Source organism: Curtobacterium sp. JUb34 (genome assembly GCF_003755065.1).
Lineage (GTDB): Bacteria > Actinomycetota > Actinomycetes > Actinomycetales > Microbacteriaceae > Curtobacterium.
The window spans coordinates 481533-506260 of record NZ_RJVH01000004.1; the positions used below are offsets into that span (position 1 = coordinate 481533).

Here is a 24728-nt window from a genome sequence, read left to right on the forward strand (position 1 = left end):
GAAATCGAGTGCCTCACAGAGGGAAAACTAGGAGTCGTTGAACGGCGCGTCGGACCTGTGCAGCCATGTCAATGCCATCGGGGTCCAGGAGCCACATCACCTGCAGGCCGTCCATCAAGGCGGTGAGCTCGATGGCTGCCGCGGCGACGTCGACACTGTCGATTAAGTCGCCAGCCACTTTTGCCTTGTCAAGGGCTGTCTCGGTGCCTGACCGGATGCGCGCGTAGCGCTTGACGAAGTACTCGTGAGCGGGATGCGCCGGGTCGGTTGCCTCCGCCGAGAGGACGGCGTAAAGCGCGATGATGCCGGGGAGCTCGGCGTTCCGTGCAGCCAGGTCGACCATGCCGCGGAGGACGCCCACGCCGCCCGACTGGGCGGAGCCGCTGCGACGGAAACTTGCTCGGTCTGCCCGGTCGCGCTCTTCGAGCACCGCCTCGAGAAGGGACTCCTTGGTCGCGAAGTGGTGCAGGAGCCCGGCCCGCGAGATTCCGCAGGCGGCGGCGATCTCGAGGATCGTGGCCCCGTTGAAGCCGACTCGACCGAATTGCAGAGTGGCTTCGGCGACGATCTGCTCGCGTCGAGCTCGGCCGGCGGCATAGCCCTTTTCGGTCTTGGTGTTCATCGCGTCCATTCTGTCGCTTCGCGAGTAGCGGGATGGTAGGTATGAAAACACCTACACCAGTGTAGATTTTCGTGTTAGCGTCTGATCTGCACCTTCCCTGACAAAGGAGTCAATTCGTGAACAACCTCGACGCCGAGGCCGCTGGCTGATTCTCGGGACCGCGATCGCGGGTGGGGCAGGGTCCTCGCTGCGGGTCTTTCTCGACACCGCCGTCCGTAACCGGCTCGGGTCCCGGTTCCCGTGGGGCACGAGCGTCATCAACCTCACCGGCTCCCTCGCGCTCGGCATCATCACCGGCTCGGTACCACCGTCCTGCCAGCGGTCTGGGTGACCGTCGTCGGTACCGGCCTGATTGGCGGGTACACGACGTTCAGCACCGCCAGCGTCGAAGCCGTCCGGCTCGCACTCGAGAACCGCTACCGCGCAGCAGCGGCACACGGCCTCGTGAACCTCGTCGCGTGCGTCCTCGTGGCACTCCTCGGCCTCTGGATCGGTGTCCGATAGCCGATCGGCTACCGGACGTGATCACGACACGGATTGGTGCGAGAACGACGACACCGAACGAAGCTGCTCACAGGTAGACCTCGGCAGGTACCACCCAGTGCGCCCGTATCGATAGCCGATTCCCCCAACGGGCGCAGTCGCAGCCCTAGGCCGCTGTCGCTTCGTCAGACTAGGCCGTGTTGCTAAATGGAAGTACTGATGGCGATTTTGCCGTGGAGGTGGCGGCTGCGCTGGTGTGTGACCGCATCCTGGAACCGGTCGAGGCCGTAAACGGCGGCGACGGGGATGCGTAAGGTCTTGTCGGAGATCAATGCCAGGAGACGGTCGAGTGCATCGGGAGTTGCGTCGGAGCCGTTGACCTGAACGACGCCGGCGGGTGGTTCGTCCGCCTCAATGGTGACCACGCGGTGCGGCGGGACGCCCGAGCGGATCGCTGTCTCGGCCGTGTCCGTCCCGTGCAGGTCCGCAGCCGCAACGACAGGTATCTTCTCGGCGGCGATTTCGGCGGCAAGTCCGCCGCCGTATGTCACGGGCCGCGCGCCGAGCGATCGAATGTAGTCGGCGGAGGCCGCTGACCCGGTTCCGATGACGTGGGCGCCGTCGCGAACGAGCAGCTGCGTCAGGATCGAACCGACGCCGCCGCCTGCCGCACCGACGAGGACGGTCTCGCCGGGTCGCGCCGACAGAGCGTCAGCGACGGCCGACGCGGTCCGTCCGGCGATGTCCAGGACCCCGGCCTCGAGGTCGGAGACCTTCGGTGGGGTGCGGTGCAGGCTCGGATGGTTCTCGTCGAGGATGATCGAGGTCGCGACGGCACGGCCGCGGGCTCCGCCGAAGACGCGGTCCCCGACACTCCATCGGCGCACGGAGGGGCCGGTCTCGACCACGGTGCCGGCGAAGTCGTTCCCGAATCCCATCGGAAGGTCGAGCCCGAACGCGGTGGCGAGAGTGCGCGATTCGACGATCTGCCAGTCCACCGGGTTGAGCCCCGCGACGGCGACGCTGACCCGGACTTCCGTTACCAGGAGCGGTCGCGCCTCGGTGGGCTGGAGCCTCAGGCCGTTGATGTCGCCGAATCGATCAAGCACAACCGCAGAGTCCATGCCTGTTCCAGCGACGGTCTTCGCGCGTCTATTCCTCTGATCCTCGAACCCAGAGCAGTGTCGCTGCGAGGCAGAGTGCTGCGTGGTAGTTCCGGGCGGTCTTGTCGGAGCGCATCGCAATGCCCCGCCACTGCTTGAGCCGGTTGAAGCACCGCTCGACGACGTTGCGGCCCTTGTAGTCGGCCGCGTCGAACACGATGGGCCGACCCGGGCGTTTCCGACGGTGGGTGATCTGGTCATCACGTTCCGGGATCGTCGTCTTCACGTCTCGTGCCCGCAGCCACGCCCGATTCGCTCTCGACGGGTATCCCTTGTCCGCACGCAACCGATCCGGCCGGGAACGGGGACGTCCCGCGGTGGGGACACGGATCTGGTCCATTGTTGCTGGCAGCATGATCGTGTCCGCGACCTGCCCGGCCGTGACGACGAAGCCGAGCGGCCTGCCCTTGCCATCGCAGACGAGGTGCGTCTTGGTCGTGAGTCCGCCGCGCGATCTCCCAATTGCATGATCGGTCGGTTCAGGGCTGGTCTTGTTGTAGTTCGACGTGCCCCTTTTTGACCCGCGGTAGGGTCGCGCCGTGCTGATGCACTCGAGCGATCGTGGAGTCGATCGACGCCGCCCAGTCGATGTCACCGCGGCGTTCCGCTGCGCCCTGCACGTGCTCGAGCAGCCGGGCCCAGATACCGGCCTTGGCCCACCGGTCGAAGTTGCGGTAGATCGTGTTCCAGTTCCCGAACCGCTCCGGCAAGTCGCGCCACGGCGCACCCGTTCGGAACCGCCACACCACCGCTTCAACCACGACCCGACGATCCACCGACGGCCGCCCTCTCTGCTTTGCTTGCGGGAAGAGCGGACCGATCACAGCCCACGTCTCATCGGAGATTTCGTCACGAGACATACCTCAAGCGTGACCGATGACTGCGAGCCGACCATTTAGCAACACGGCCTAGCTCCGGCACAACGCCGCTCGCCGATAAATCAGTCGATGTCAGCTTGAACTTAAGGGCTACCTTTCCGCCGCGCCGTGTCCAGTCGGCCGACCCAAGGGACAGGGCAGCTAGAAGCGATAGCGGTCAGTGCGTGAGCGCCCCGAGCGCGTTGGGCCAGTCGACGTGCCCAAGAGCTTGCGCGAAGTCCACCGAGCTGGACGCGTTTCCGATCTCGTTCTTCGTGCGCAGGTCGAATATCAACACAACGTAAGCGTCACCTGCGACACGCTCCGGGCCGTGAAAGTCGAACCTCAGCGGATGCCCATCGATCGACCCGAAGAGGGATGAAAGCACTGCCGGGATACGCACCTGCGCGGCGGCCGGCGTGAACGTCGCCCCGTAGGGCGCCAGCTCACCGGAGATGGCGGCTTCAAGTCCTGAGGTCACCATGTTGCCGTACCTTTCAACGCTTGCGGCTGCGTTTGATTCGAGGACACAAGCATCATCCTTCAGTCACCCATGGCTGCGGGGACTACCGCTTGAAGCTGTCGGCACTTACTCAGGGTCGCCCGCTTTTGCAATCTCCTGCAAGGTGGACGCCGAGAGGTTGCTGTCGAGCGCGCGACGCCGATCCAAAGCGCGTGGTCGGTCAGCGATCAAGGACTGAGATGAGCGTGCGCCATCGATGGAACGTCAGTTGTTTTGAGCGGGTTTCGTATGCGCGTTGGTGCGGACGGACGGCAGCTTCCGGTGGTCCTTGACCAGGGAACGGGTCTCGCGGATGCGGCGGTCGATGCCCCACTTCGTCACGAGGGCCAGGCTCTCGCGCACGATGTTGCCGCTCATCTTCGAGACGCCGAACTCCCGCTCGGTGAACGTGATCGGGGTCTCGACGACGCGCAGACCCGCCTCGAGGGCACGCCAGCACAGGTCGACCTGGAAGCAGTAGCCCTTCGACGCCACACCCGCCAGGTCGATCCGCTCGAACGCCCGCGAGGTGAAGACCCGGAACCCGCCGGTGGCGTCGCGGACCGCGATGCCGAGGGCCAGGCGCGTGTAGAGGTTGCCGCCGCGGGACAGCAGTTCGCGGGACCAGGGCCAGTTCTCCACCTTCCCGCCCCTGATCCAGCGGGACCCGAGCACCAGGTCGTTCGTGTCCGCGAGCTCGAGCATCCACGGCAGGTACTCGGGGTGGTGCGAGCCGTCGGCGTCCATCTCGACGAGCTTGGCGTACCCGTGCTCGAGGCCCCACGCGAAGCCGGACAGGTACGCGCCGCCGAGGCCGTCCTTCACCGTGCGGTGCATCACGTGCACCCGGTCGCTCTCGCTCGCGATCGCGTCGGCGATGTCACCGGTGCCGTCGGGCGAGTTGTCGTCGACGACGAGCACGTGGACGCTGTCGTCGGTGGCCGCGAGCGTGCGCTCGACGATGGGACGGACGTTCTCCGCCTCGTCGTAGGTCGGGATGATGACCAGGGTCTCGCTCATGGTGCTCCTTGCTCTTCCGCCGCGGGGTGACAAGGGGACGGTGAAGTGCCCGAGATCATCCCGTTCGCCACAAGGGACGATGAGACACCCGGCTTCACCGGGAACCGCAATGGTTGAGGATGATGCCGACCCCGAAGCCGGCCGCTGTGCCGACAATGACGAACCCCAGGAAGGTGGCGACGAGAGCCACAACGATCTGCCATCGCATCCATGGCTTCCAGGAACCGCCGAGAAGTCCGCGTACCCAGTTGGTCATTCTCGGCTGTTCGAGCGTGAACGTGTCTGGATTGTGAGTGGACACGGTCCACGGGCCGGTCCCGTCGGGTGCGTACAGCCATGGGCCGGTTCCGTCGGATGCGTAGGCGTAGCGGAGGGTTCTGGGGTCAACCGGAGGCTGCTCCGACGGTTGAGCATCGCGTTCGGTGCTTTTGTCGCGGCTTTGAGTGCTGTGCGGTCTCGGGGTTTGCGGGGGTGATGGTGTCATCGCTGGTACTGCACAATCCAGGTGCGGGTGCGCTGCCACGTGTGACGCTGCTGGTAGCCGGCATGGGCGAGTGCCTGCGTCACGATGGTGCGGACATCGGGTTTGACGGCGGTGAGCAGCCACACCACCTTTGCTGCACCGACCTCGTTGCTGATATTCGGCAGCGGTCGTTGCGTTTCCCACAGGCCAGCTGACTTACTTGCCGGGACACCCAGGAGCGGATCGCGCAGTCTGGAGAACGCTGCCGGGTACGTCTCCGCGATGATCCTCGAGGTGGTCAACGGATGCCGCTCAAGGGGTCCGAAGACCACGGCGTCTTCCTGCCCAGCGGGCTCCTGAGTTCGGTGCGCGGCGATGACGGCGGCGGCTTCGTTCCAGGCGGCGTCATCCTTCGCTGCGACTGTGCGCTGTTGCACCCACGTTGGCGCCGTGAGCACCGCGGCGACGATGGTCGCCGTCGCGATGGCGCGTCGGGCGTACTGAGTCGGCACGGCGGTGAGTGCAGCACCCATGCAGAGCGCCACCGCGGGTGCGGTAAACGCTGCGTACCGCGGGGAGTACAGCGGGTTCGTCACCAACGACGCGGCGATCAGGCCGACGGTGGGAACGAGCGCCCAAGGCAGCGCGACCACGAGGAGCCGCCGGCCAGTGTCGTTCCGGCGCATCAGCACGACGCCGGCCACAGCGAGGGCGCATCCGAAGACCGCAAAGCCCGGGTTCTTGGTGAACCACTGCGTCATCAGCACCTCTTGGATCGTGTGCGCGCTTATTGGATTGATCCAGGCGATCTGACGATCCTGGCCCGCGGATGCCGTGGCGAGCGGCAGCAGTGCGCACGCCGACAGGGCAGTTGCGGCGCCCCAGCTGAGGAGCACCTTCCGGCTGTCTCGATCACGGCCAGAGCGCCGCAGCAACGGGATCCCCGCCGTCACACCGTGACCGACCGTGACCAGCGCCAAGTAGAGGAACACCGCGCCGCTGAGGATCGAGATCGCCGTGTACACCACCCACCACGGCCACGACCGGGCTCCCTGTCGGGTGCGATCACGGGCGGCGACGAAGAGGATCGTCGCTCCGACTGCGAGGGCGGTGTCGATGGCGAACGACCGCCCTTCCGACCCCATCCACGTCACCCGTGGGAAGAGCGCGAAAAGGACTCCGGCGATGAGACCGGTCCTCGGGCTGGCGAGTGTGCGTCCGAGGACCACGAGCAGTGCCGCGGCGACACCGATCGCGAACGCGGAGGGCAGACGCAGGGTGAACGGCGTGTACCCGACGAGCGCGAACCAGCAGTGCATCACAGCGTAGTACGTCGCGTGGACGACGTCGACGTGTTGCACCTCGCGTGCCAGCGCCGCCCAGGGGCGGGTGGCGGACACGACCGTCGCGGCCTCGTCGTACCAAACCGACGGCACCCAGCTGAACGCCGCCGCCACGGACGTGGTTCCGACACCGACCAGGGTGGGGACCACCCACAGCCGTCCCGGCCGGGCGCGTGTGCTGCGCACCGGTACGACACTCAGCTCCGCGACAGCGGTCATCGGTCTCGCGCCTTCCCCACGAGTGATCGAGGCCGGAGACCGGCAACAGCGGTGGGGCCGCGACGTGACCCTGCTCGACCCGCCCCGATCTGTGTCAGCGCGATGTGACGCACGACGACCCAGACTGCGGACGTCCACACGATCGCGGCCAAGACGTCAGTCGGGTAGTGCACGCCGAGTGCAAGTCGGGAGGTCGCGACCACGACCACGACAACGGTCCCGACCGCGGCGACCTGCACTCGAGCCTTGCCGTGCGTCACGGCGACGAGTCCGAGCACCAGAGCAGTGACCAGCGCGACGTGCCCGGACGGGTACGACCAGCTCTCCACCGCGTGGTGCACGCCGGCGAGCACTGGGCGAGGCCGCTGCACCAGCAACTTGACCGGCTCGACCGACACCCACGACACCCCAGCGATCGCCACGAACTGCATCGCGGCGACACGATCGGACCGCCACCAGACGACCGCTCCGATGGTCACGAGGATCGCAAGACCGCCCGCGGGCTCGAGGAGCACGCCGATACCGGACGCGATGAGCAGCGCGGTCGGCGTCAGGTGTTCACGCAGCAGCTGGTCGAAGCCGGTCTCAGCAGCTCCGACGCCCGGAACGGCGGTCAACGTGAGCCCGATGAACACCACGATCACCGCTGCAGTGAACGCCGATCCGAGCTGCCACAGTGCGCGGTCACCCCGCATCGGACAACCGCTCTCGATCCGCTTCAGTCGCTACGGCGAGCAACGCGGCAGCTGCCGCCGTCGCCACAATCAGCGCAGCGACAGCACTGGCACCTACCAGCAATCCAACAGTCATGTTCGTGACCTCCGAACAGCAGCCTCGCGTCGCCGCTCCAAGGAACCACCCAGATGCGCCCTGTCCCGACTCTGCTGCCGCTGACTTGCTTCTGCGAACAGCGGCACTCCTGGTGACGGCGCGGATCCTCATCGGGAGAATGGCTGACGCATGGTCGACCTGCGCCTCATCGGGACTGACCCACGACCATCGACCGCGCAGCCGGGCTCCTGATCGGTCTGCCTTTCCTGTTCCGCCGACCAGCGCCGCTCACGGGATTGCTGCGCCCCCACTAGCGGCGGCGCACTCCGCACCGAAGCATCATCCACAGCGCACTGCCCGGGGACACTGCGAGGCGTCCGCCGTCCCTTCAGATGACGTCACACAGACACAGACGGCTCCGGTAGCTGACGGGCGAGCCCAGAACGTCCCGGACGGTCCTGCACGATCATCGCCAAGGCCGGGCGTCAGCGGATCGCTACGACGTCCGGCCGGGTCTGCACCGGGCCGAGCCAGCGCGTCACGAGGACGGCGGTGATGCTTCCCGTCGCCATGATCGCCGCGAGGACGACGATCTGGAAGCGCCCGGCTTCGAGGGGAGAGACGCCACCGAACACGGCGCCCACGAACGCGCCAGGGAGGGTGACGAGTCCGGTCGTCTTCGTCTGGTCGACTGTCGGTATCAGAGCGGCGCTCACGGCGCGACGTACCAAGTCCGCGGTGGCGCGGCGCGGTGTTGCTCCGAGCGCGAGCCACCCCTCGACCTCGTCCCAGCGATCGTCGACGAGCTCGCGGAAGCGACGGCCGGCTATGGTCGCGATCGACATCGCGTTCCCGATGACGATGCCGCCGACCGCGAGGGCGTAACGGGGTGAGAGCGCGATCGCTCCGCTCCCGAAGACGACGACCGCGCTGACCAGGATTCCGGCTGCCATCGCCCCGGCGACCGGCAGCACCATCGTCCGGAGGTCCCCGAGCCGCCGAGCCGACGTGCAGGACGCGACGAGGAACATCACTCCGAGCGCGAAGCCGATCAGCACCGGCGATCTGATGACACCGGTGAGCACGAGGCTGATGGCCGCGAGCTGCAGGGCGCCGCGCACGATCGCCGCCGCCGGAGCCCACGGCGCTGATGCGCGAGCAGCAAGCAGAACGACCGTCGCCACCGCGACGAGAGCGAGCACACCGAGCAGGGTGCGCACCAAAGCGTCCGCGGTCACGCCTGCTGCTCAATCATCAGGTGCACTGTACGGCCGGCACGGTGTCATCCGTCGAACGCCATGCGTCGCCGACCGCGCTGATGACCCTGGTGATCGGATCCGTGATCTGGTTCGCCAGCGACGGGATGCTGGTCTTGCTCAGCGGTCGCTGCTGATGGGCTGTTTGTTCTGGTTCGTTCGGCTGGTCCGCCGCTTGCGGACCACCCCGATCAGGATGGGCAGGATCGAGACGATGACGATGACGATCATGAGGACGTCGATGTTGTGCGCGACGAACGGGATCCCGCCGAGCAGCACGCCGACCGCGGTGAGTCCGCACGCCCAACCGACCGCACCGACGATGTTCCACAGGATGAACCTCCGGTAGTGCATGTCGGCTGTTCCCGCGGCGAGCGGGACGTAGGTCCGGACCACCGGCACGAACCGGCCGAGTACCAGGGACAGGCCACCCCACCTGGTGAAGAACGCTTCGGCCTCGTCCAGCCGAGCGGTCGTGAGGACCCGTGCACCGTCACGGAAGAGTCGGCGGCCGAAGCGTCGACCGATCCAGTAGCCGACCTGGTCGCCGGCGACGGCAGCGATCGACGCGACGACCGCGACCTGCCATGGTGCGATGCCCAGCGCGGCGCTGGTGATCGCTGCGGTGACCAGGAGCGAATCACCGGGGAGGAACGGGAACAGCACCCCGGACTCGATGAAGATCAGGACCGCGATCCCCGCAAGGACATAGGGGCCGAACGCGTGCAGGACGGATCCGGCGTCGAACAGGTGGACGGCGAGCGGGACGGTGGACATCACTGCCTTTCCGGCTGGGTGCGGGCGAAGGGGTCTCGGTCAGCGGGACCAGGCGATCACGACGAGAGCTGCTCGTGGGCGTCGGTGCGCACGCGCTCGTGGCGGCCGACGGAGATCCATGCGATGAGCGCTGCGATGACGGCGAGGAAGACGATGCTGGTGGTGATGGTCCCGATGCCGAGTCCGCCGTCGTGCGTCGGCTGGGAGAGCAGGTCCCCGGTCGAGGCGCCGAGCGGGCGGGTGAGGATGTACGCGATCCAGAAGCAGGTGACGGCACCGCGACGGCCGATGAACCAGACGGCAGTGACTGTCGCGATCGCTGCCGCGAACAGCAGCAGGGACGGCAGGTAGCCGAGGCCGGTCTGCTCGGCGATGAGGTCACCGGCTGCGGTGCCGAGAGCGAAGGTGAACAGGATCGCCAGCCAGTAAAACGCTTCCCGCCTGGTGGTGTCGATCTTGTGGATCGAGAGCGTGCGCTCGCTCCGGTACCAAACGATGAACACCACGGCGAGAGCGACCGCGAACACGGTCGTGCTCACACCCAGCGGAACACCGAGCCCGTCGGTGAGGTTGTCCGTGATGCAGGTCCCGACAATGCTGATCAGCACGACCGTGACCCAGTACGTGACCGGCCGGTAGGCCCGCGCCCGGAACTGCAACACCAGGAACACGACGAGCACTGCGGCCATCACGGCCGTCGTCAGCGGGAGACCGAACCCGAGGGTGTCGCTGAGCAGATCGGCTGCGGTTTCACCGACGGTCGTGGCGAGGACCTTGATGATCCAGAACGACGGAGTGGGGTCGGGGACCTTGTTGCGCAGTGGGCGGGGCCGGGCGGTCAGCTGGGTCATGGCGTGCTCCTCGTCGTGCCGTGGGCCTCGAGCCCTGGTCGGTGCAACGACGGTATGAAAGGGCCTGCAAGACTTCACCAAGAAATCCGGATGGCCCGATTGGATCCGCTTCCTGGGCGTTTTCTTGCACTGAGTGATGAAACCTGGACCGGTGCTTTTCGTCGGCGGTCCCGATCTCGATCTCGATCTCGATGGAGCGCCAACCGGCCGGACGTCGATAGCAGGAACGGAGAGACCAGATGAGCAGCACACCATGGCATCGACTCATCGATGCCACTGCACGTTGGTCGCTCCGTCGTGCACCGGACCGGGATGCGGATCGACTCGCCTCTCAGCGTTCGGTCATTGGCATCGCCGTCCGCGTCGCGGCAGTGTCAGCCGCGTTGGTCGTCGGCATCATCGCTCTGGTCGTCGCGTACGTGCTCTGGCAACTCACCCCCGGACAGCAACGCGAGCAGCCCGGTCCGTTCGACGTGCACATCACCCTGGACACGCTCGATCTGACGGTCGCGATCATCGGGGTCGGCGGGCTCGCGATCGTCTTCGCGGGAATCGCGTCCTGGTTGATCGCGCGTCGCGCGGTCCGCCCGCTGACTGAGGCGTTGCGCGTGCAGCGGACGTTCGTCGCGGATGCCAGCCATGAACTTCGCACACCGCTCGCTGTCCTCCATGCCCGCGTGCAACGACTCCGCATGCAGACGCCCGTCGACGATCCGCGCCGCGGCATCGTCGACGATGTCACCAGCGACACGCGGATCCTGATCGACATCGTCAACGACCTGCTGGAAGCCGCTGCAGGCACGCCTTCCGAATCGGGTGTCGCGCGCCTCGAGGTGGGACTATCAGGGCTGCGTCGTGACATGAGCGTGCTTGCCGACGAGCGGCAGGTGCGTCTCTACGTGATCGACCACAGCGCCAGCGTGGGCCTGACGCCGACACAGCTGCACCGCTGTCTCGTCGCGCTCACGGACAACGCCATCGGCCACACCCCACCGGGCGGCACCGTCACCGTGACCACGACGCCGGAACACGACCGCGTGTGCGTCCGCGTGCAGGACGACGGCTCCGGCATCTCCGGGATCGAACCGACGCGGGTGTTCGACCGGTTCGCACACGGCACCGGCCACGGCGCGGACTCTTCTGGAACCCGCACAGGGAACGGCATCGGGCTTGCCCTGGTGCGTGAGATCGTGGTCCGCGCCGGCGGTGACGTCACCGTCGAATCCACTGGTGATCACGGCACCGTCTTCGCGCTCCGCATCCCGACGGTTCACGCAGCGACGTCCGTGCCGACCATCACTCGTCGCGCGGGCGGAAGATGATCGCCATGAGACAACGGCTGCTCCTCGTCGAGGACGACCCCAGGCTCGGACCGCTCGTCGCCGAGGTACTCAGCGACGACTGGGATGTCGTCCTCGCGTCCGACGGTGAGCAGGCACTCGTCACGGCAGTGGAACGGTACTTCGACGTCATGGTCGTCGATCGACGGCTCCCCGGCATGGACGGCACCGAGTTCATCAGCGCCATCCGGAGCCGGCGGATCAGTACCCCGGTGCTCATGCTCACCGCACTCGGCGAACTCCACGACCGCGTCTCCGGTCTCGACGCCGGAGCGAACGACTACCTCGTGAAACCGTTCGAGTTCGACGAACTCGCCGCCAGACTCCGGGCGCTCACCCGCGACTACACCGGCACCGGAACCGGCGTGGAGATCGGGGGCTGGACCTTCTACCCCGACGACCACAGCATCCACTCGCCGTACACCGGTCGGGTCCTCCTCACCGAGAAGGAAAGTGCACTGCTGCGGGTCCTCGCTGCGGAACCCGCGCGGGCATTCTCGCGGAAACATTTGCTCTCCGCGGTGTTCGAACACGGTGAGCAGGAGAACACCGTCGACACGTACGTGCACTACATCCGGCGGAAGACCGACCGCGACCTCATCACCACGATCCGCGGCACCGGCTACCAGCTCGGCACGCCAACCTGACCTTCCCCACACCAGCCGCCAGCACGGCGACCTGAGCGTGTCCGCTGACCGATCGGCTACCGGACTCCATTCGGTCGCGCCTTCCACTCGCCGGTCACTCGGGGTGACCGAAGATGGACAGAAGTGTCCAGACAATGCCGATCATTGCCAGCCCGACAGCGAGCACACGGACGAGTCCCGGGGTCATCGCACTCTGCGGACCGCGGCTCCCCTGCTGGGCGTGGACGAAGTACTGCGCGATCGGCGCCGGACGCACGAACGCAGTCACCGCTACCGCAATGATTGCCGGCCCAGCGATGAGTCCGGGAATCCACATGGACTTCACCCAACCAGGTCGACGTGATGGCAGTGAGGCGTAGCTGTTCGGTGGCCGATCGGCTACCGGACTCCATTTGGTCGCGCCTTCCACTCGCCGGTCACTCGGGGTGACCGAAGATGGACAGAAGTGTCCAGACAATGCCGATCATTGCCAGCCCGACAGCGAGCACACGGACGAGTCCCGGGGTCATCGCACTCTGCGGACCGCGGCTCCCCTGCTGGGCGTGGACGAAGTACTGCGCGATCGGCGCCGGACGCACGAACGCAGTCACCGCTACCGCAATGATTGCCGGCCCAGCGATGAGTCCGGGAATCCACATGGACTTCACCCAACCAGGTCGACGTGATGGCAGTGAGGCGTAGCTGTTCGGTGGCCGATCGCCTATCGGTCGCGGTTCGTTCCGCGAAGAGCGGATCGCCACAGTCTGAAGCCGGTGTAGGTCAAGAGGGCGCCGAAGATGATGTTCAGAACCGCGAGCAGGACGTCGAGGTCTGGACGGCTCAAGCGCACGATGGACGTCACGATGAAGATGAGCCCGAACACGATCGCACCTGTGCCCAGTACCTTCGCGCTTACGGTGTCCATTCGCTGACGCTACTGCTTCCGAGCGCCCGGCGAGCGATCGGTGAGCGAGGCAATAGCCGGCACTCGATGGACACCGCCGGCAGCTAGACCAGACAGCTCAGTTCGGCTGTGCTGCAAAATGGACGACGGTGGCAGCGAGGGCAAGCAGGGCGACGATAGTGAGGATCGCCGCTGCTCCAGACATCCACGCGCGACGACGGGCACGCCGACGGCGTTCAGCGACCGACGCCCAAAGCACTGTGCTGACGACGGCCGCGATCGGGAAGCCGATGTAGGCGACCGATCCGGCGGTGTAGTTGCACCCCCCGTTACCACACGCGTCGAAGGCGAACATCGAGAGCACGACGCCGAACCAACCGACAACGAGCATCGGCAGGCTCAGACCGAACAACGTCAGTGTGGCTGCCAGATCTTTCCAGCCTGCAGGCGCCTGGATTGAGTGCGTGTGGCGGTCAGGGGCCCCGAGCGGGAAGAGCTCGTCATCGATGTCGTCCTGCCTCATGGCTATAAGTCTGCCGTGGAGCACCGCTACGCTGCCTGCCACTTCCAGCCACAGGGCCAGGCATCCCCGACATAGTCGGCGGCGCGAAGGTCGCCAGTCGAGCACCCGCGGTATTTCGCTGGATGCCCAGCACGACCCGCCGACGCCGACCCAACGGCCCGTCTCGATAGCCGGTCGCTCACCGCTGCAGCCTGACCATCGCAACGCGACCGATGGGCTGCCATGTCCGCGCTGATCAGCGAATTCCCGTATGCCTGTCCCGCAAAAATGCCCGATGAAGGTGCCTCAATCGCTACAGATCAAGCCGCTTCTCGAACGGGTCGCATTCGCCCGCCATCTGGCCACCGCCGCATCAGCGCATCGCACCGACCTGTGCCCCGCGTCGTTCTGCAGGAAGCCGACCGCGGCCCAGCCGGGACGAGCCGCGACGGTCGGGCCCGCGATGCCGAACAGACCCACCTGACGTGGTTGGAGTACGGAAGGACGCGACGGCCGCACCCCGCATCACGATCCGGTGACGAGCCCCGTGCGCTCCCCCACGCTCTGTCAGGATGCCGCTCATGGGGGACCGCAGAACGACCGCATCGGTGACCGGGGCGCTGCTCGCGCTGATCCTGCTGACGGGCTGCGCAGTTCAGAGCGGCCCGGCTTCCGGTGTGTCGTCGACGAGCGGCGCGCAGGCCGGCACCACGGCCGGAGAGCCGACGGGCGCCGCGGGCACGGACGCCGCTTCCGGAGACGGCGCCGGCCCGGGCGGCGACAGCCCGCCGCAGTACGGGCTCAACAAGCGGCACCATGACCGCACCGACCTGAGCGCGGAGTCGGCGGCAGCGCTCGACGTCGCACGTGCTCAGGTGGAGCGGGAGCTCGCTGCGCAGTCGACCCCGGTCCTGCAGCCGGCGGTCGAGGAGATCCTCGACGGCGTCGGGGCGCCGGACCGCTGGATCGTGACGACGCAGAGCGGTGAGCAGGTGCTGTTCGAGGCGCAGGTCGAGATGTCCGGTTGCCTCATCGGCGAGGTCCAGCGGGACGGCACGGCCGACGTCACGACCGCAGGGTGGGTCCTCGACGGCGGATGCCACGCCCTCGACGGGCACTGAACGGTCCGACGGGCACTGCGCGGTCCGACGGGCACTGCGCGGTCCGACGGGCACTGCGCGGTCCGACGGGCACTGCGCGGTCCGATGAGCACTGAGCCCCCGACAGAACCTAATCTGGTCGGATGCTCTCCCGACGCGACGCCGCCGTTCGACTCGACATCACCCTCGAGATGGCGACCCACCACGGAATCCCCTCGCGTCTCAGCGAAGCCGAACTCGACGCGATCGAACAGGATCCGCCCGCGTGGCTCGTGCAGTCCCGGGCCAACCGCACGGGTGCCAAGAAGGTCTGGGTCCGCCTCGAGTGCGTCGTCTGCGCGTTCGCCGAAGAAGCGCGGCCGAAGAAGTGGTGGCCCGAGTGGGACTACCTGATGTGCGACTACCACGAGCCGTACCAGGCGCCGGAACCGACAGCCGGGCTCACCCGACGAGAGGTCGAGGGCATCGGTAGCCGGTTCATCGCCCTCGTCGACGAGCGTCCCTGACTGGCAAGCCCACCCCGCCCCTTGGGTACGGTCCACCCATGCCCACCGAACGTCGTCGCCTGGTCCTGCCCGGCCAGTACGGTCCTGCGTTCGACGACGGCGGCCCGGCCCTCGTCGTCGAGGCACGCGAGTTCTTCACCGCCCGCCCCGTCCACCGGGCGAAGGCCCACCTCTGGCTGAGCGCCCTGCGCCACCGCGTCCGCGAACTCGGTGACCGCGCCGAGTACGTCCAGGTCGACACCCTCCGCGAAGCACTGACGGGCCGCGACGACCTCGAGGTGATCGACCCGCCGTCCCGCACCCTCCGCGCGCAGGTCCGGCACTGGGGCCGGGACACCGTGATCCTGCCGAGCCGCGGTTTCGTCACCGACGAGGACGAATTCGCGGAGTGGGCGGCCCAGGGCACGGGTCGGTTCCGCATGGAGGACCACTACGAGCGTGTCCGGCGCCGCGAGGGCTGGTTGCTGCGCGACGGCAAGCCGATCGGCGGGAAGTTCAGCCTCGACGACCAGAACCGCGAGCCGCCGCCGAAGGGTGCGACGACCCTCGGGCTGCCCGAGCCCTGGTGGCCGGACGAGGACGACATCGACGACCAGGTGCGGCACGACCTGGACCGGTGGGAGCGGGACGGCACCGCTCGGTTCGTCGGCCGCGACGACACCCGTCGGTTCGCGGTGACGGCGGACGAAGCCCAGCGTGCGCTCGACGACTTCGTCGCGGTGCGCCTCGGCGACTTCGGTCCGTTCGAGGACGCCACGTTGACGAACGACTGGACGATGGCGCACTCGCTCCTCAGCGTGCCGATGAACCTCGGGGTGCTCGATCCGCGTCAGGCGATCGACGCCGCCCTCGAAGCGCACCGCACCGAGGCCGCACCGCTCGCCAGCGTCGAGGGCTTCGTCCGCCAGGTCGCCGGCTGGCGCGACTACGTCTGGCACCTCTACTGGTGGTTCGGCGACGACTACGGCGCATCGGAGAACGCCCTCGGCGCGCACGGACGGCTGCCCGACTGGTGGCAGGACCTCGACGCGTCCGAGGTCGAGGCCGTCTGCGTGCGGACCGCGATCGAGGGCCTGCACGACCACGGCTGGCTGCACCACATCCAGCGCCTCATGGTGCTCGGCAACTGGGCGTTGCAACGCGGCTACGATCCGGTGCACCTGACGGAGTGGTTCACGGACGTGTTCGTCGACGGCACCGACTGGGTGATGCCCGCGAACATCATCGGCATGTCCCAGCACGCCGACGGCGGGATGGTCGCCACCAAGCCGTACACGTCGGGCGGCCGCTACATCGACCGGATGTCGGACCACTGCGGGGGCTGCCGGTTCGACCCGACGAAGCGGGTCGGCGACGACGCGTGCCCGTTCACGGCCGGGTACTGGGCGTTCCTGTCGCGCGTCGAACCGGCGCTCCGCGACAACCACCGGATGGCCCGTCCGCTGCAGCAGATGCGGTCGCTGGCGGACCTCGACGAGGTCGTCGCGCAGGAGGCTCGTCGCACCACGCCGTGACGTCACCCGGTCCCGATAGGGTCGTGAGCGTGAGCAACGAGGCATTCGACGACCGCTACGAGCTGCGCGAGTTCGCGCGCGGGACGGATGACGAGGGGGCGCCGAACGCCGAGACGGCTGCGTGGATGCAGGCCGTCGGCCTCGGCTTCCACGAAGCCGATCCCGACGCCGAGGGCGCGGCGCGCATGGCGTCCCACTTCATCGCCGACGAAGAGACCTTCCTGGGCGTCTACGTCCGGAAGCCCTTCCCCGGTTCCGTCGACGAGACCTGGCCCGCCGGGACCTTCACGTGGTTCCGCAAGGCGCTGAGCTGGGGCGACGGGTCGTCCGTCGACACGCAGGCCATCTCCGCGGTCACGGTCCGGCCCACCGAGCGTCGCCGCGGCATCCTGCGCCGCATGATGACGCACGCGCTCGAGCGCGGTGTCGCCGAGGGCTACGCCGTGGCGTCCCTGACCGCGTCCGAGGGCACGATCTACCGCCGCTTCGGCTTCGGCAGCGCGATCCGCGAGCGCGCGGTGCGCGTGCGTCGCGAACGCGCGCTCCCCCTCCTCGCCCCGACGTCGGGCTCGGTGTCGGTCGTCACGCCGCAGTGGCTCGCCGACGGCCCCGGCAAGGCGGTCTTCGAGCGCTTCCACACCCGCACGCCCGGCTCGATGGTCCGCAACGCGGGCACCTGGCCGATCGTCTTCGGGCTGCTCGGCAACGACGGCCAGAAGGCGAAGGACGTCCGTGCGGCGGTGCACCGTGCCGACGGCTCCGACGAGGTCGACGGCTACGTCACCTGGCGTGTCAAGGAGGACCGGGGTTCCGACACCGCACTCGAGATCGTCGACCTGGTCTACGCGAACGACCAGGCGTACACGGCGCTGTGGGAGTTCCTGCTGTCGATCGACCTGAACGACGTCGTGAAGTACAACCGCTCGCGGCTCGACGACCCGATCGTCGCGGCCCTCGGCGACAACCGTGCCTACGACGTCGATCACGAAGAGGACCACGTCTGGCTGCGCGTCCTCGACGTGGCCGCGGTGCTCGAGTCGCGGCCGTTCGCCGTCGACGGCTCGCTGACACTCGCGGTCACCGATGCGCTCGGCCACACGACCGGCACGTACCGGCTGGACGTCCAGGAGGCCCGTGGCAGCGTCACCCGCATCGCCGACGACGCCGACGCGGCCGGTTCCGACGTCCAGCTCGACGTGGCAGAGCTCGGTGCGCTGCTCATCGGGTCGGTTTCACCCGTCACCCTGGCGGCCGCCGGCCTGGTCCGCGCTGCGGATCCTGCGTCGATCGAGCTGCTGCGCGCGATGCTGCTCCCGCCCCGGACCCCGCACGGCATCACCTACTTCTGATCAGCATCACCGGGGCGCCCGGTCCGACCGCTCCGCGGCCGGACCGGGCGCCTTCGGCGTAGCCTCCGCGCCATGAGCGACGACGCGGTGGTCGAGTGGCTGCTCGACTCGGACCCGGCGGTCCGGTGGCAGGTCGAACGGGACCTGGTCGGTGCGCCGCCGTCCGTGTGGCAGCAGACCCGGGGACGGGTCGCGACCGAGGGCCTCGGGGCCGCGATGCTCGCACGCCAAGCCCCCGACGGGCAGTGGGCCGGCGGCGCGTACTTCCCGGCGGACTTCGACTTCGACGGTCCCGAGGCGGACGAGCCCGGACAGCCCTACACGGCGACGACCTGGTCGCTGAACGCCCTGCGCGACTGGGGGCTCGACGCCGCGGTCCTCGGGGACACGGCCGCACGGCTCGCGGCGAACAGCCGCTGGGAGTACGAGGACCTGCCCTACTGGAGCGGCGAGGTCGACTGCTGCATCAACGCGTTCACCCTGGCGAACGGTGCGTGGCTCGGTGCCGACGTCGGGCAGCTGGCGGCGTGGTTCCTCGATCACCAGCTCGACGACGGCGGGTGGAACTGCGAGTGGATCGAGGGGTCGACCGTGTCGTCGTTCCACTCGACCCTCAACGTCATCGACGGGCTCCTACAGCACGAGCAGCTGACCGGCGGCACCCACCCCCGCGCGGCGGAGCTCCGTGCGGCTCGACACCGCGGCGCCGAGTACCTGCTCGAGCGTCGACTGCTGTTCCGGAAGCACGACGGCGAACTCGTCGGGCCGTGGGCGACCCGGTTCGCGTACCCGCTGCGCTGGATCTACTCGGCGCTGCGGGTGACCGACCACCTGCGGGCTGCCGCGCTGCAGGACGGCACCGCGCCGGACCCCCGGGCAGCCGAGGCGGTCGAGGTCGTCCGCGCCGCCGGGAACGCCGACGGGACGTGGACGCAGGGCGCTCGGCCGCCGGGTCGGCAGTGGTTCGAGGTCGACGTCCCCGAGGGCGAGCCGTCGAAGTGGCTCACGCTGTACGGCACCCGCGTGGTGCGCTGGTGGGACGCCGCCTGAACTACGCCCGGCGCCGCACCCGCGGGTCGACGAACGCGTAGACCACGTCGACGATCACGTTCGCGGTGACGATCAACAGCGCCGAGAACAGCGTGAAGCCGACGACGACCTGCAGGTCGAGGGTGTGCACGGCGTCGATGAGCAGCGCGCCCAGGCCCTGCATCGAGAACACCTTCTCGGTGATGACCGCGCCGCCGAGCAGCGACCCGAGGTCGAGCCCGAACAGCGTCACCACCGGCAGGATCGCGGTGCGGAGTCCGTGCCGCACGACGACCTGGCGCTCCCGCAGGCCCTTGGCCCGAGCGGTCCGTACGAAGTCCTGCGACATCGACTCGAGCATCTCGCCACGGGTCAGTCGGGCGTAGATCGCGGCGCTGATGAACGCGAGCACGCACCACGGCAGGATCAGGTGCGTGAACCAGCCGACGGGGTCGTCGGCGAACGCGACGTACCCGCTCGTCGGCAGGATCCCGAGCACGAACCCGAACAGCAGGATGCCGAGCAGCCCGATCAGGTACGCGGGCGAGGAGACCCCGGCGACGGCGACGGTCATCACGGCCCGGTCGACGAAGGTGCCACGGCGGAGCGCCGAGACCGTGCCACCGAACACCCCGGCGACGAGCCAGAGCACGGCGGCACCGACGGCGATCGACGCGGTGACGGGCAGGCGGGACAGGATCAGTTCGGTGACGCTCTCGTGCAGCTGGAACGAGTACCCGAAGCACGGTGCGGCGCAGGTGATCACGGACGCGCCGCTGCCGAACGTGCGGCCGGTGAAGATCCCCGCCAGGTACGCGCCGAACTGCGCCAGCCAGGGCTTGTCCGTCCCCAGGAACGCCTGGACCTCGCGGAGCCGGTCCGGCGTGCAGGGCTTGTCGCAGATCGCGCGCGCGGGGTTCGTCGGCAGCAGCATGAACAGCGCGTAGGTGATCGCCGCGACGACGAGCAGCACGACGGCAGCACCGAGGATGCGGATCGCGATGAAGCGGAAGGTGCTCATCGGCGTGCTCCCCTCGGGTCGAGTGCGTCCCGCAGGGCGTCGCCGAGCACGTTGAACGCGAGGGTGATGAGGAACAGGGCCACTCCGGGGAACACGAGGTACATGGGGTCGGTCTGCACCCAGCCGACGGCGTCGCCGATGCTGCGGCCCCACGACGGCGTCGGCGGGGTCACACCGACGGCCAGGAACGACAGGGCGGCCTCGGCGCCGATCATCGACGGGATCGAGATCGTCGCGTAGACGGTGATCGTCGCCGCCAGGTTCGGCAGCAGCTGCGTGCGGATGACGTGCCACCGGCCGGCGCCCATCGCCGTGGAGGCGACGACGTAGTTCCGGCTCACGAGCGACAGCGTCTGACCGCGGACCACGCGGGCCACGGACGGCCAGCCGAAGAAGCCGATGACCAGTACGACCAGGACGGGCTTCGGGAACGACGTCGGCACGATCGCGGTCAGGGCGATCATGAAGACGAGCGAGGGGAAGCCGAAGATGACGTCGACCACGCGGGAGAGCACACGGTCGTACCAGCCGCCGAAGAAGCCGGTGGTGACGCCGACGAGCACGCCGATCACGATCGACACCAGGGTCGCGGCGAGCCCGATGCCGAGCGACGTCCGGGCGCCGTAGGTCACGATCGCGAACAGGTCGCGTCCGGTCAGCGGCTCGACGCCGAACCAGTGCTCGCCGCTGATCCCGCCGCCGAAGCCCTTGGGCGCGCCGAACGAGTTGAGCGCGTCGATGTCGTACCCGTACGGGTCCTGCCCGGTGACGGCACTGATGAGCGGCGCCGCGACGGCGACCACGAGGAACACCACGATGACGACGGCCGACGTCACGGCCCAGCGGTCCTGCCGGACCCGGCGCACCACGGCGCGGAAGCCGGTCGCGCGTCCGGACGACGCCACGGGGCGCTCGACGACGTTGGCGGTCACGAGGCCACTCCTTCCCAGGCGCGCCACGCTTCGCGGCGCGCCGCCTGTCGCACGGGATCGGCGACGGGCGCCGCTGCGAGCAGCATGCGCGTGTAGTCCTGCTGCGGGTCGTCGAGGACGGCGTCCGTGGTCCCCCGTTCGACCACGCGACCGTCGTGCAGGACGACGACTTCGTCGGCGAGCTGTCGGACGACGGCCAGGTCGTGGCTGATGAGGAGCATGCCGAACCCGAACTCGTCCTGCAGCTGCGCGAGCAGGTCGAGCACGGCCGCCTGCACGGTCACGTCGAGCGCCGAGGTGGGCTCGTCGGCGATGACGAGCGCCGGACGGAGCGCCAGGGCCCGCGCGACGGCGACCCGCTGGCGCTGTCCACCGGAGAGCTGGTGCGGGAACCGCTCGGCCCACGAGGGGTCGAGCTGCACGGCGGTCAGCAGGTCACGGACGCGTTCCGCACGGTCGGCCGCCGAGGCCGTCCCGTGCACGAGGAGCGGTTCGGCGATGCTCCAGCCGATGGTCTGCCGTGGGTTGAGTGACGACGCCGGGTCCTGGAAGACGATGCCGACGCGGCTGCGGAGCTCGCGGAGCCGTCGGCCCTTGGCGGTCCGCAGGTCGCTGCCGTCGACCTCGACCGAGCCGGCGACGACGGGCACCAGCCCCGCCAGGGCGCGTCCGATGGTCGACTTGCCCGACCCGGACTCCCCCACCAGGCCGACGGTCTCGCCGGCCCGCAGGTCCAGTTCGATACCCGAGACGGTCGGTTCGCCGCGGCGCGAGTACCGCACGGCGACGTCGCGCAGCTGCGCGACGAGCGGAGGGGAGGCGTGGCTCGCCTCGGCGAGACTCGCTTCCGCCGGTCCGAGACTCGCGTCTGACGACACGGCTCGGGTCCCGGGGGCCGCGTCCTGTCGTCCAGGCCGAGTCTCGGGGTCCGCAGCCGGCGTGGCGGGCGCGGGACGGGCCTCCAGGCTGGGGACTGCGGCGAGGAGCTCGCGCGTGTAGTCGGCGGACGGGTGCGCGAAGACCTCGGCGACCGTCCCGTGCTCGACGGGGTCGCCGCGCCGCATCACCAGGAGTTCGTCCGCGACGTCCGCCACCACGCCCATGTCATGCGTGATGAGGAGGACGGCGAGGGAGCGCTCGCGACCGAGCCGGCGGAGCAGGTCGAGGATCCCGGCCTGCACCGTGACGTCCAGCGCGGTCGTCGGCTCGTCGGCGATCAGCGCGACCGGGTCCCCGGCCAGGGCCATCGCGATCATCGCGCGCTGCAGCTGTCCGCCGGACAGTTCGTGCGGGTAGGCCTTGCGGATCCGCTCGGGGTCGGTGAGGCCGGCGGCACGCAGCAGCTCGTCGATGCGCGCGGACACTGCCGCACGGTCGAGGTCCGTCGGGTGCGCCCGGATCGCCTCGGCGACCTGCGTGCCGATGGACAGCACCGGCGTGAACGAGTTCATCGGTTCCTGGAAGACGACGCCGATGCCGGCGCCGCGGACGGCACGGAGCGTGTCGTCGGAGGCGCCGACGAGCTCCTCGCCGCGGAACCGGACACTGCCGGAGACCCGCGCCTCGGGCGGGAGCAGGCCGAGCACGCTCATGGCGCTGACGGACTTGCCGGAGCCGGACTCCCCCACGAGGGCGAGCACACGACCGGGGGTCAGGGTGAAGGAGACGTCACGGACGACGGGCTCCGCGTCGCCGAACGCGACGCGGAGCCCCTCGACCTCGAGCAGCGGCGAACTCACTTCGCGAGCGAGACCTTGAGGTAGTTCGGGTACGCCGGGAAGTCCGCGATCTGGAAGTTCTGCACGTTCGAACCGGCCAGGAACGACTGCTTCGCGTAGATCAGCGGCACCGACGGGGAGTCGGCCATGATCTTCTGGTCGGCCTCGGCCCAGAGCTTCTGCGCGTCCTGCTGGTCGACCGTCGCGCTGGCCTTCTTGATCAGCGCGTCGACCTCGGGGTTGCTGTACTTCGACACGTTGTAGCCGCCGCCACCGATCTGCGACGAGTCGTACAGCGGCTGCAGGTTGGCGTTCGCGCTCGGGAAGTCCGGCTGCCAGCTCGAGAGCGACAGGTCGAAGTCCGTCCCGTTCGTGGTGGCCTGGGTGAAGGAGTCGTAGTCGAGCGGCTTCAGCGTCACCGTGATGCCGGCACGCTTCAGGCCGGACTGCAGGGCCTGCGCCTGTGCGAGGTAGGTGGGGTCGTTCTGCGTCACCAGGGTGAGCTTGAGGTTGCTGACACCGGCGTCCTTCAGCAGCGACTTCGCCTTGTCGACGTCGCCCGTGGCGCCCGTCTTGTACAGGTCGTAGTCCTCGCGCCCGGCGATGCCCGGGGTGATCAGCGTCGACGCGTACGACCCGGCGATCGCGCCACCGGCCGCGATCCGGAACGACTTCTTGTCGACGGCGTACTGCAGCGCCTGGCGGACCTTGAGGTCCTTCAGCGCACCCTTCTGGGTGTTGATCGCCATGTACGAGATCGGACCGGCCTTGGACGTGGCGAGGCGGTCCTGCGCTGCGGGGTTGCTGCGCACCTGGTTCAGCTCGGCCGCGCCGAGGTAGATGGCGCCGAAGGAGTCCTTCGCGTCGCCGTTGTCGGCGATGAGCGTCTGCGTGATCGTGGAGGCGTCCTGGCTCTCCTTGAACACGATCTTCGAGGGGCCGGCGGTGCGGACCTCGTCGGTCTTGGCGCTCCAGGCCTTGTTGCGCACGAGGGTGACCTGCGTGCCCTGCGTGTTCGACTGCACCTGGTAGGGACCGGACGCGACCGGCTTCAGGTCGTAGGCGCCGGTGTCCTTGCCGTCGCCCTCGGGGACCGGCGTGAACGCGGGCATCGAGGCGAGCCACGGCCAGTCGCCGTAGGCGTCGTTCAACTTGAAGACGATGGTCTTGTCGTCCGGGGTCTCGATGCTGTCGAGGGACTTGCCGTCGAACGGGCCCTTGTAGCTGTCACCGCCGACCAGGAGCGACTTGTGGTAGCTCAGGCCACCGGAGAGCGTGGGGGCGAACGAGCGCTCGATCCCCCACTTGATGTCCTTCGTGGTGATGGGCGTTCCGTCCTGGAACTCGAGCCCGTCCTTGAGCGTGTAGGTCCACGTCTTGCCACCGTCGCTGGACTTCCCGGTGTCCGTCGCCAGGTCCGGGACGACCTTCGCGGTCTTGCCCGGCTCGACGTCCCACGTGGTCAGACGCCGTGCGACGAGGCCGAGGGACGTGATGCCCAGGCTCTGGCTCGTCGCCGGGTCGAGGTGGAACGAGGTCTGCGGCGTCAGGATGTTGAGCGTGCCGCCCTTGGCCGTGCCGCTCGTCGCGTCGTCCGAGGAGCTGCCACCCGAGCAGCCGGTCAGGACCAGGGCTGCTGCTGCGGCGACGGCCGCGGTGATCGTCAGGCGGTTCGGGCGTCTCATGACGGTGGGGCTCCTCGTGGGAAGGGTGGTGGCGACCGTGCGGCAGTCGCTGCGGTTCCGCGGATCGGGTCACCGGGCGGCGTCCATCCTGACACCGCTGCGGTCACCCGTCCGAATTCCACGTGCGAAGGACGTCGCACGACGAAACAATCCAAGTCCCGTGCGACGTCCGTCT

24 protein-coding genes and 1 pseudogene are annotated in these 24728 nt (G+C 68.5%); 8 read left to right on the plus strand and 17 right to left on the minus strand.

Annotated elements, in window-relative coordinates; all coding sequences use genetic code 11:
• Positions 1 to 13 precede the first annotated feature (13 nt).
• Positions 14 to 622 carry a TetR/AcrR family transcriptional regulator gene (locus EDF63_RS16365; protein WP_123314104.1) on the minus strand — a complete coding sequence of 203 codons (609 nt, stop codon included), beginning with the start codon at positions 620 to 622 and terminating at the stop codon, positions 14 to 16.
• Positions 623 to 949: 327 nt separating this feature from the next.
• Between EDF63_RS16365 and EDF63_RS19090 the strand changes: the two genes are divergently transcribed.
• Positions 950 to 1126, plus strand: a complete 177-nt coding sequence (locus EDF63_RS19090) for a CrcB family protein (protein ID WP_243736460.1) — start codon at positions 950 to 952, stop codon at positions 1124 to 1126.
• A 182-nt stretch (positions 1127 to 1308) separates the two neighbouring features.
• Here the strand turns inward: EDF63_RS19090 and EDF63_RS16375 are convergent, their stop codons facing one another.
• The 10 genes and pseudogenes from EDF63_RS16375 to EDF63_RS16415 form a co-directional block, all read right to left on the minus strand.
• Positions 1309 to 2214 (minus strand): alcohol dehydrogenase catalytic domain-containing protein, encoded by a 906-nt coding sequence (locus tag EDF63_RS16375; RefSeq protein WP_185021474.1) that lies wholly within the window; start codon positions 2212 to 2214, stop codon positions 1309 to 1311.
• A 43-nt stretch (positions 2215 to 2257) separates the two neighbouring features.
• Positions 2258 to 3128: pseudogene (locus tag EDF63_RS16380) on the minus strand (IS5 family transposase).
• A gap of 175 nt (positions 3129 to 3303) precedes the next feature.
• Positions 3304 to 3609: a hypothetical protein gene (locus EDF63_RS16385; RefSeq protein WP_123314036.1), complete on the minus strand. Its 306-nt coding sequence runs from the start codon at positions 3607 to 3609 to the stop codon at positions 3304 to 3306.
• Positions 3610 to 3852: 243 nt separating this feature from the next.
• On the minus strand, positions 3853 to 4647 hold the full coding sequence (locus EDF63_RS16390; RefSeq protein WP_123314037.1) for a polyprenol monophosphomannose synthase: 795 nt from the start codon (positions 4645 to 4647) through the stop codon (positions 3853 to 3855).
• A gap of 94 nt (positions 4648 to 4741) precedes the next feature.
• Positions 4742 to 4903 carry a hypothetical protein gene (locus EDF63_RS18780; RefSeq protein ID WP_185021475.1) on the minus strand — a complete coding sequence of 54 codons (162 nt, stop codon included), beginning with the start codon at positions 4901 to 4903 and terminating at the stop codon, positions 4742 to 4744.
• A 224-nt stretch (positions 4904 to 5127) separates the two neighbouring features.
• Complete coding sequence (locus tag EDF63_RS16395; protein ID WP_148061805.1) at positions 5128 to 6639, minus strand: hypothetical protein; 1512 nt, start codon at positions 6637 to 6639, stop codon at positions 5128 to 5130.
• Positions 6640 to 6668: 29 nt separating this feature from the next.
• Positions 6669 to 7367 carry a phosphatase PAP2 family protein gene (locus tag EDF63_RS16400; protein WP_123314039.1) on the minus strand — a complete coding sequence of 233 codons (699 nt, stop codon included), beginning with the start codon at positions 7365 to 7367 and terminating at the stop codon, positions 6669 to 6671.
• Positions 7368 to 7928: 561 nt separating this feature from the next.
• Positions 7929 to 8681: an ABC transporter permease gene (locus EDF63_RS16405; protein WP_123314040.1), complete on the minus strand. Its 753-nt coding sequence runs from the start codon at positions 8679 to 8681 to the stop codon at positions 7929 to 7931.
• A 138-nt stretch (positions 8682 to 8819) separates the two neighbouring features.
• On the minus strand, positions 8820 to 9476 hold the full coding sequence (locus tag EDF63_RS16410; protein ID WP_123314105.1) for a DedA family protein: 657 nt from the start codon (positions 9474 to 9476) through the stop codon (positions 8820 to 8822).
• Positions 9477 to 9532: 56 nt separating this feature from the next.
• Positions 9533 to 10327, minus strand: coding sequence for a hypothetical protein (locus EDF63_RS16415; RefSeq protein ID WP_221180579.1), 795 nt, complete (start codon positions 10325 to 10327; stop codon positions 9533 to 9535).
• Positions 10328 to 10566: 239 nt separating this feature from the next.
• On the opposite strand from EDF63_RS16415, the gene EDF63_RS16420 reads away from it, so the two are divergent.
• Positions 10567 to 11649, plus strand: a complete 1083-nt coding sequence (locus tag EDF63_RS16420) for a HAMP domain-containing sensor histidine kinase (RefSeq protein WP_123314041.1) — start codon at positions 10567 to 10569, stop codon at positions 11647 to 11649.
• A 5-nt stretch (positions 11650 to 11654) separates the two neighbouring features.
• Complete coding sequence (locus tag EDF63_RS16425) at positions 11655 to 12314, plus strand: response regulator transcription factor (RefSeq protein WP_311316891.1); 660 nt, start codon at positions 11655 to 11657, stop codon at positions 12312 to 12314.
• 700 nt (positions 12315 to 13014) lie between these two features.
• On the opposite strand, the gene EDF63_RS16440 is transcribed toward EDF63_RS16425, so the two are convergent.
• Both EDF63_RS16440 and EDF63_RS16445 read right to left on the minus strand, forming a co-directional pair.
• Entirely contained in the window at positions 13015 to 13218 is a 204-nt protein-coding gene (locus EDF63_RS16440; RefSeq protein ID WP_123314044.1) for a hypothetical protein, read from the minus strand.
• 97 nt (positions 13219 to 13315) lie between these two features.
• A complete protein-coding gene (locus EDF63_RS16445; RefSeq protein ID WP_148061806.1) occupies positions 13316 to 13720 on the minus strand; it encodes a hypothetical protein in 405 nt (134 codons plus the stop codon).
• A 560-nt stretch (positions 13721 to 14280) separates the two neighbouring features.
• Here EDF63_RS16445 and EDF63_RS16450 point away from each other — a divergent pair.
• The 5 genes from EDF63_RS16450 (at position 14281) to EDF63_RS16470 (ending at position 19218) form a co-directional block, all read left to right on the plus strand.
• Positions 14281 to 14820: a hypothetical protein gene (locus tag EDF63_RS16450; protein ID WP_148061807.1), complete on the plus strand. Its 540-nt coding sequence runs from the start codon at positions 14281 to 14283 to the stop codon at positions 14818 to 14820.
• A gap of 122 nt (positions 14821 to 14942) precedes the next feature.
• Positions 14943 to 15305: a hypothetical protein gene (locus tag EDF63_RS16455; RefSeq protein WP_123291944.1), complete on the plus strand. Its 363-nt coding sequence runs from the start codon at positions 14943 to 14945 to the stop codon at positions 15303 to 15305.
• Positions 15306 to 15343: 38 nt separating this feature from the next.
• Positions 15344 to 16819: a cryptochrome/photolyase family protein gene (locus EDF63_RS16460; protein WP_123314047.1), complete on the plus strand. Its 1476-nt coding sequence runs from the start codon at positions 15344 to 15346 to the stop codon at positions 16817 to 16819.
• Between the two features lie 29 nt (positions 16820 to 16848).
• Entirely contained in the window at positions 16849 to 18168 is a 1320-nt protein-coding gene (locus EDF63_RS16465) for a GNAT family N-acetyltransferase (protein ID WP_148061808.1), read from the plus strand.
• Positions 18169 to 18240: 72 nt separating this feature from the next.
• Complete coding sequence (locus EDF63_RS16470; RefSeq protein WP_123314049.1) at positions 18241 to 19218, plus strand: squalene cyclase; 978 nt, start codon at positions 18241 to 18243, stop codon at positions 19216 to 19218.
• Between the two features lies 1 nt (position 19219).
• On the opposite strand, the gene EDF63_RS16475 is transcribed toward EDF63_RS16470, so the two are convergent.
• From EDF63_RS16475 to EDF63_RS16490, 4 genes are read right to left on the minus strand one after another with little or no spacing between them, the layout of a single operon-like run.
• Positions 19220 to 20218 carry an ABC transporter permease gene (locus EDF63_RS16475; RefSeq protein ID WP_123314050.1) on the minus strand — a complete coding sequence of 333 codons (999 nt, stop codon included), beginning with the start codon at positions 20216 to 20218 and terminating at the stop codon, positions 19220 to 19222.
• Positions 20215 to 21150 (minus strand): ABC transporter permease, encoded by a 936-nt coding sequence (locus EDF63_RS16480; RefSeq protein ID WP_123314051.1) that lies wholly within the window; start codon positions 21148 to 21150, stop codon positions 20215 to 20217. Before EDF63_RS16480 ends, EDF63_RS16475 begins: the two co-directional genes overlap by 4 nt.
• Positions 21147 to 22889: an ABC transporter ATP-binding protein gene (locus EDF63_RS16485; RefSeq protein ID WP_123314052.1), complete on the minus strand. Its 1743-nt coding sequence runs from the start codon at positions 22887 to 22889 to the stop codon at positions 21147 to 21149. Before EDF63_RS16485 ends, EDF63_RS16480 begins: the two co-directional genes overlap by 4 nt.
• A complete protein-coding gene (locus tag EDF63_RS16490) occupies positions 22886 to 24553 on the minus strand; it encodes an ABC transporter substrate-binding protein (protein ID WP_123314053.1) in 1668 nt (555 codons plus the stop codon). The genes EDF63_RS16485 and EDF63_RS16490 overlap by 4 nt, the downstream gene beginning before the upstream one ends.
• Positions 24554 to 24728 lie beyond the last annotated feature (175 nt).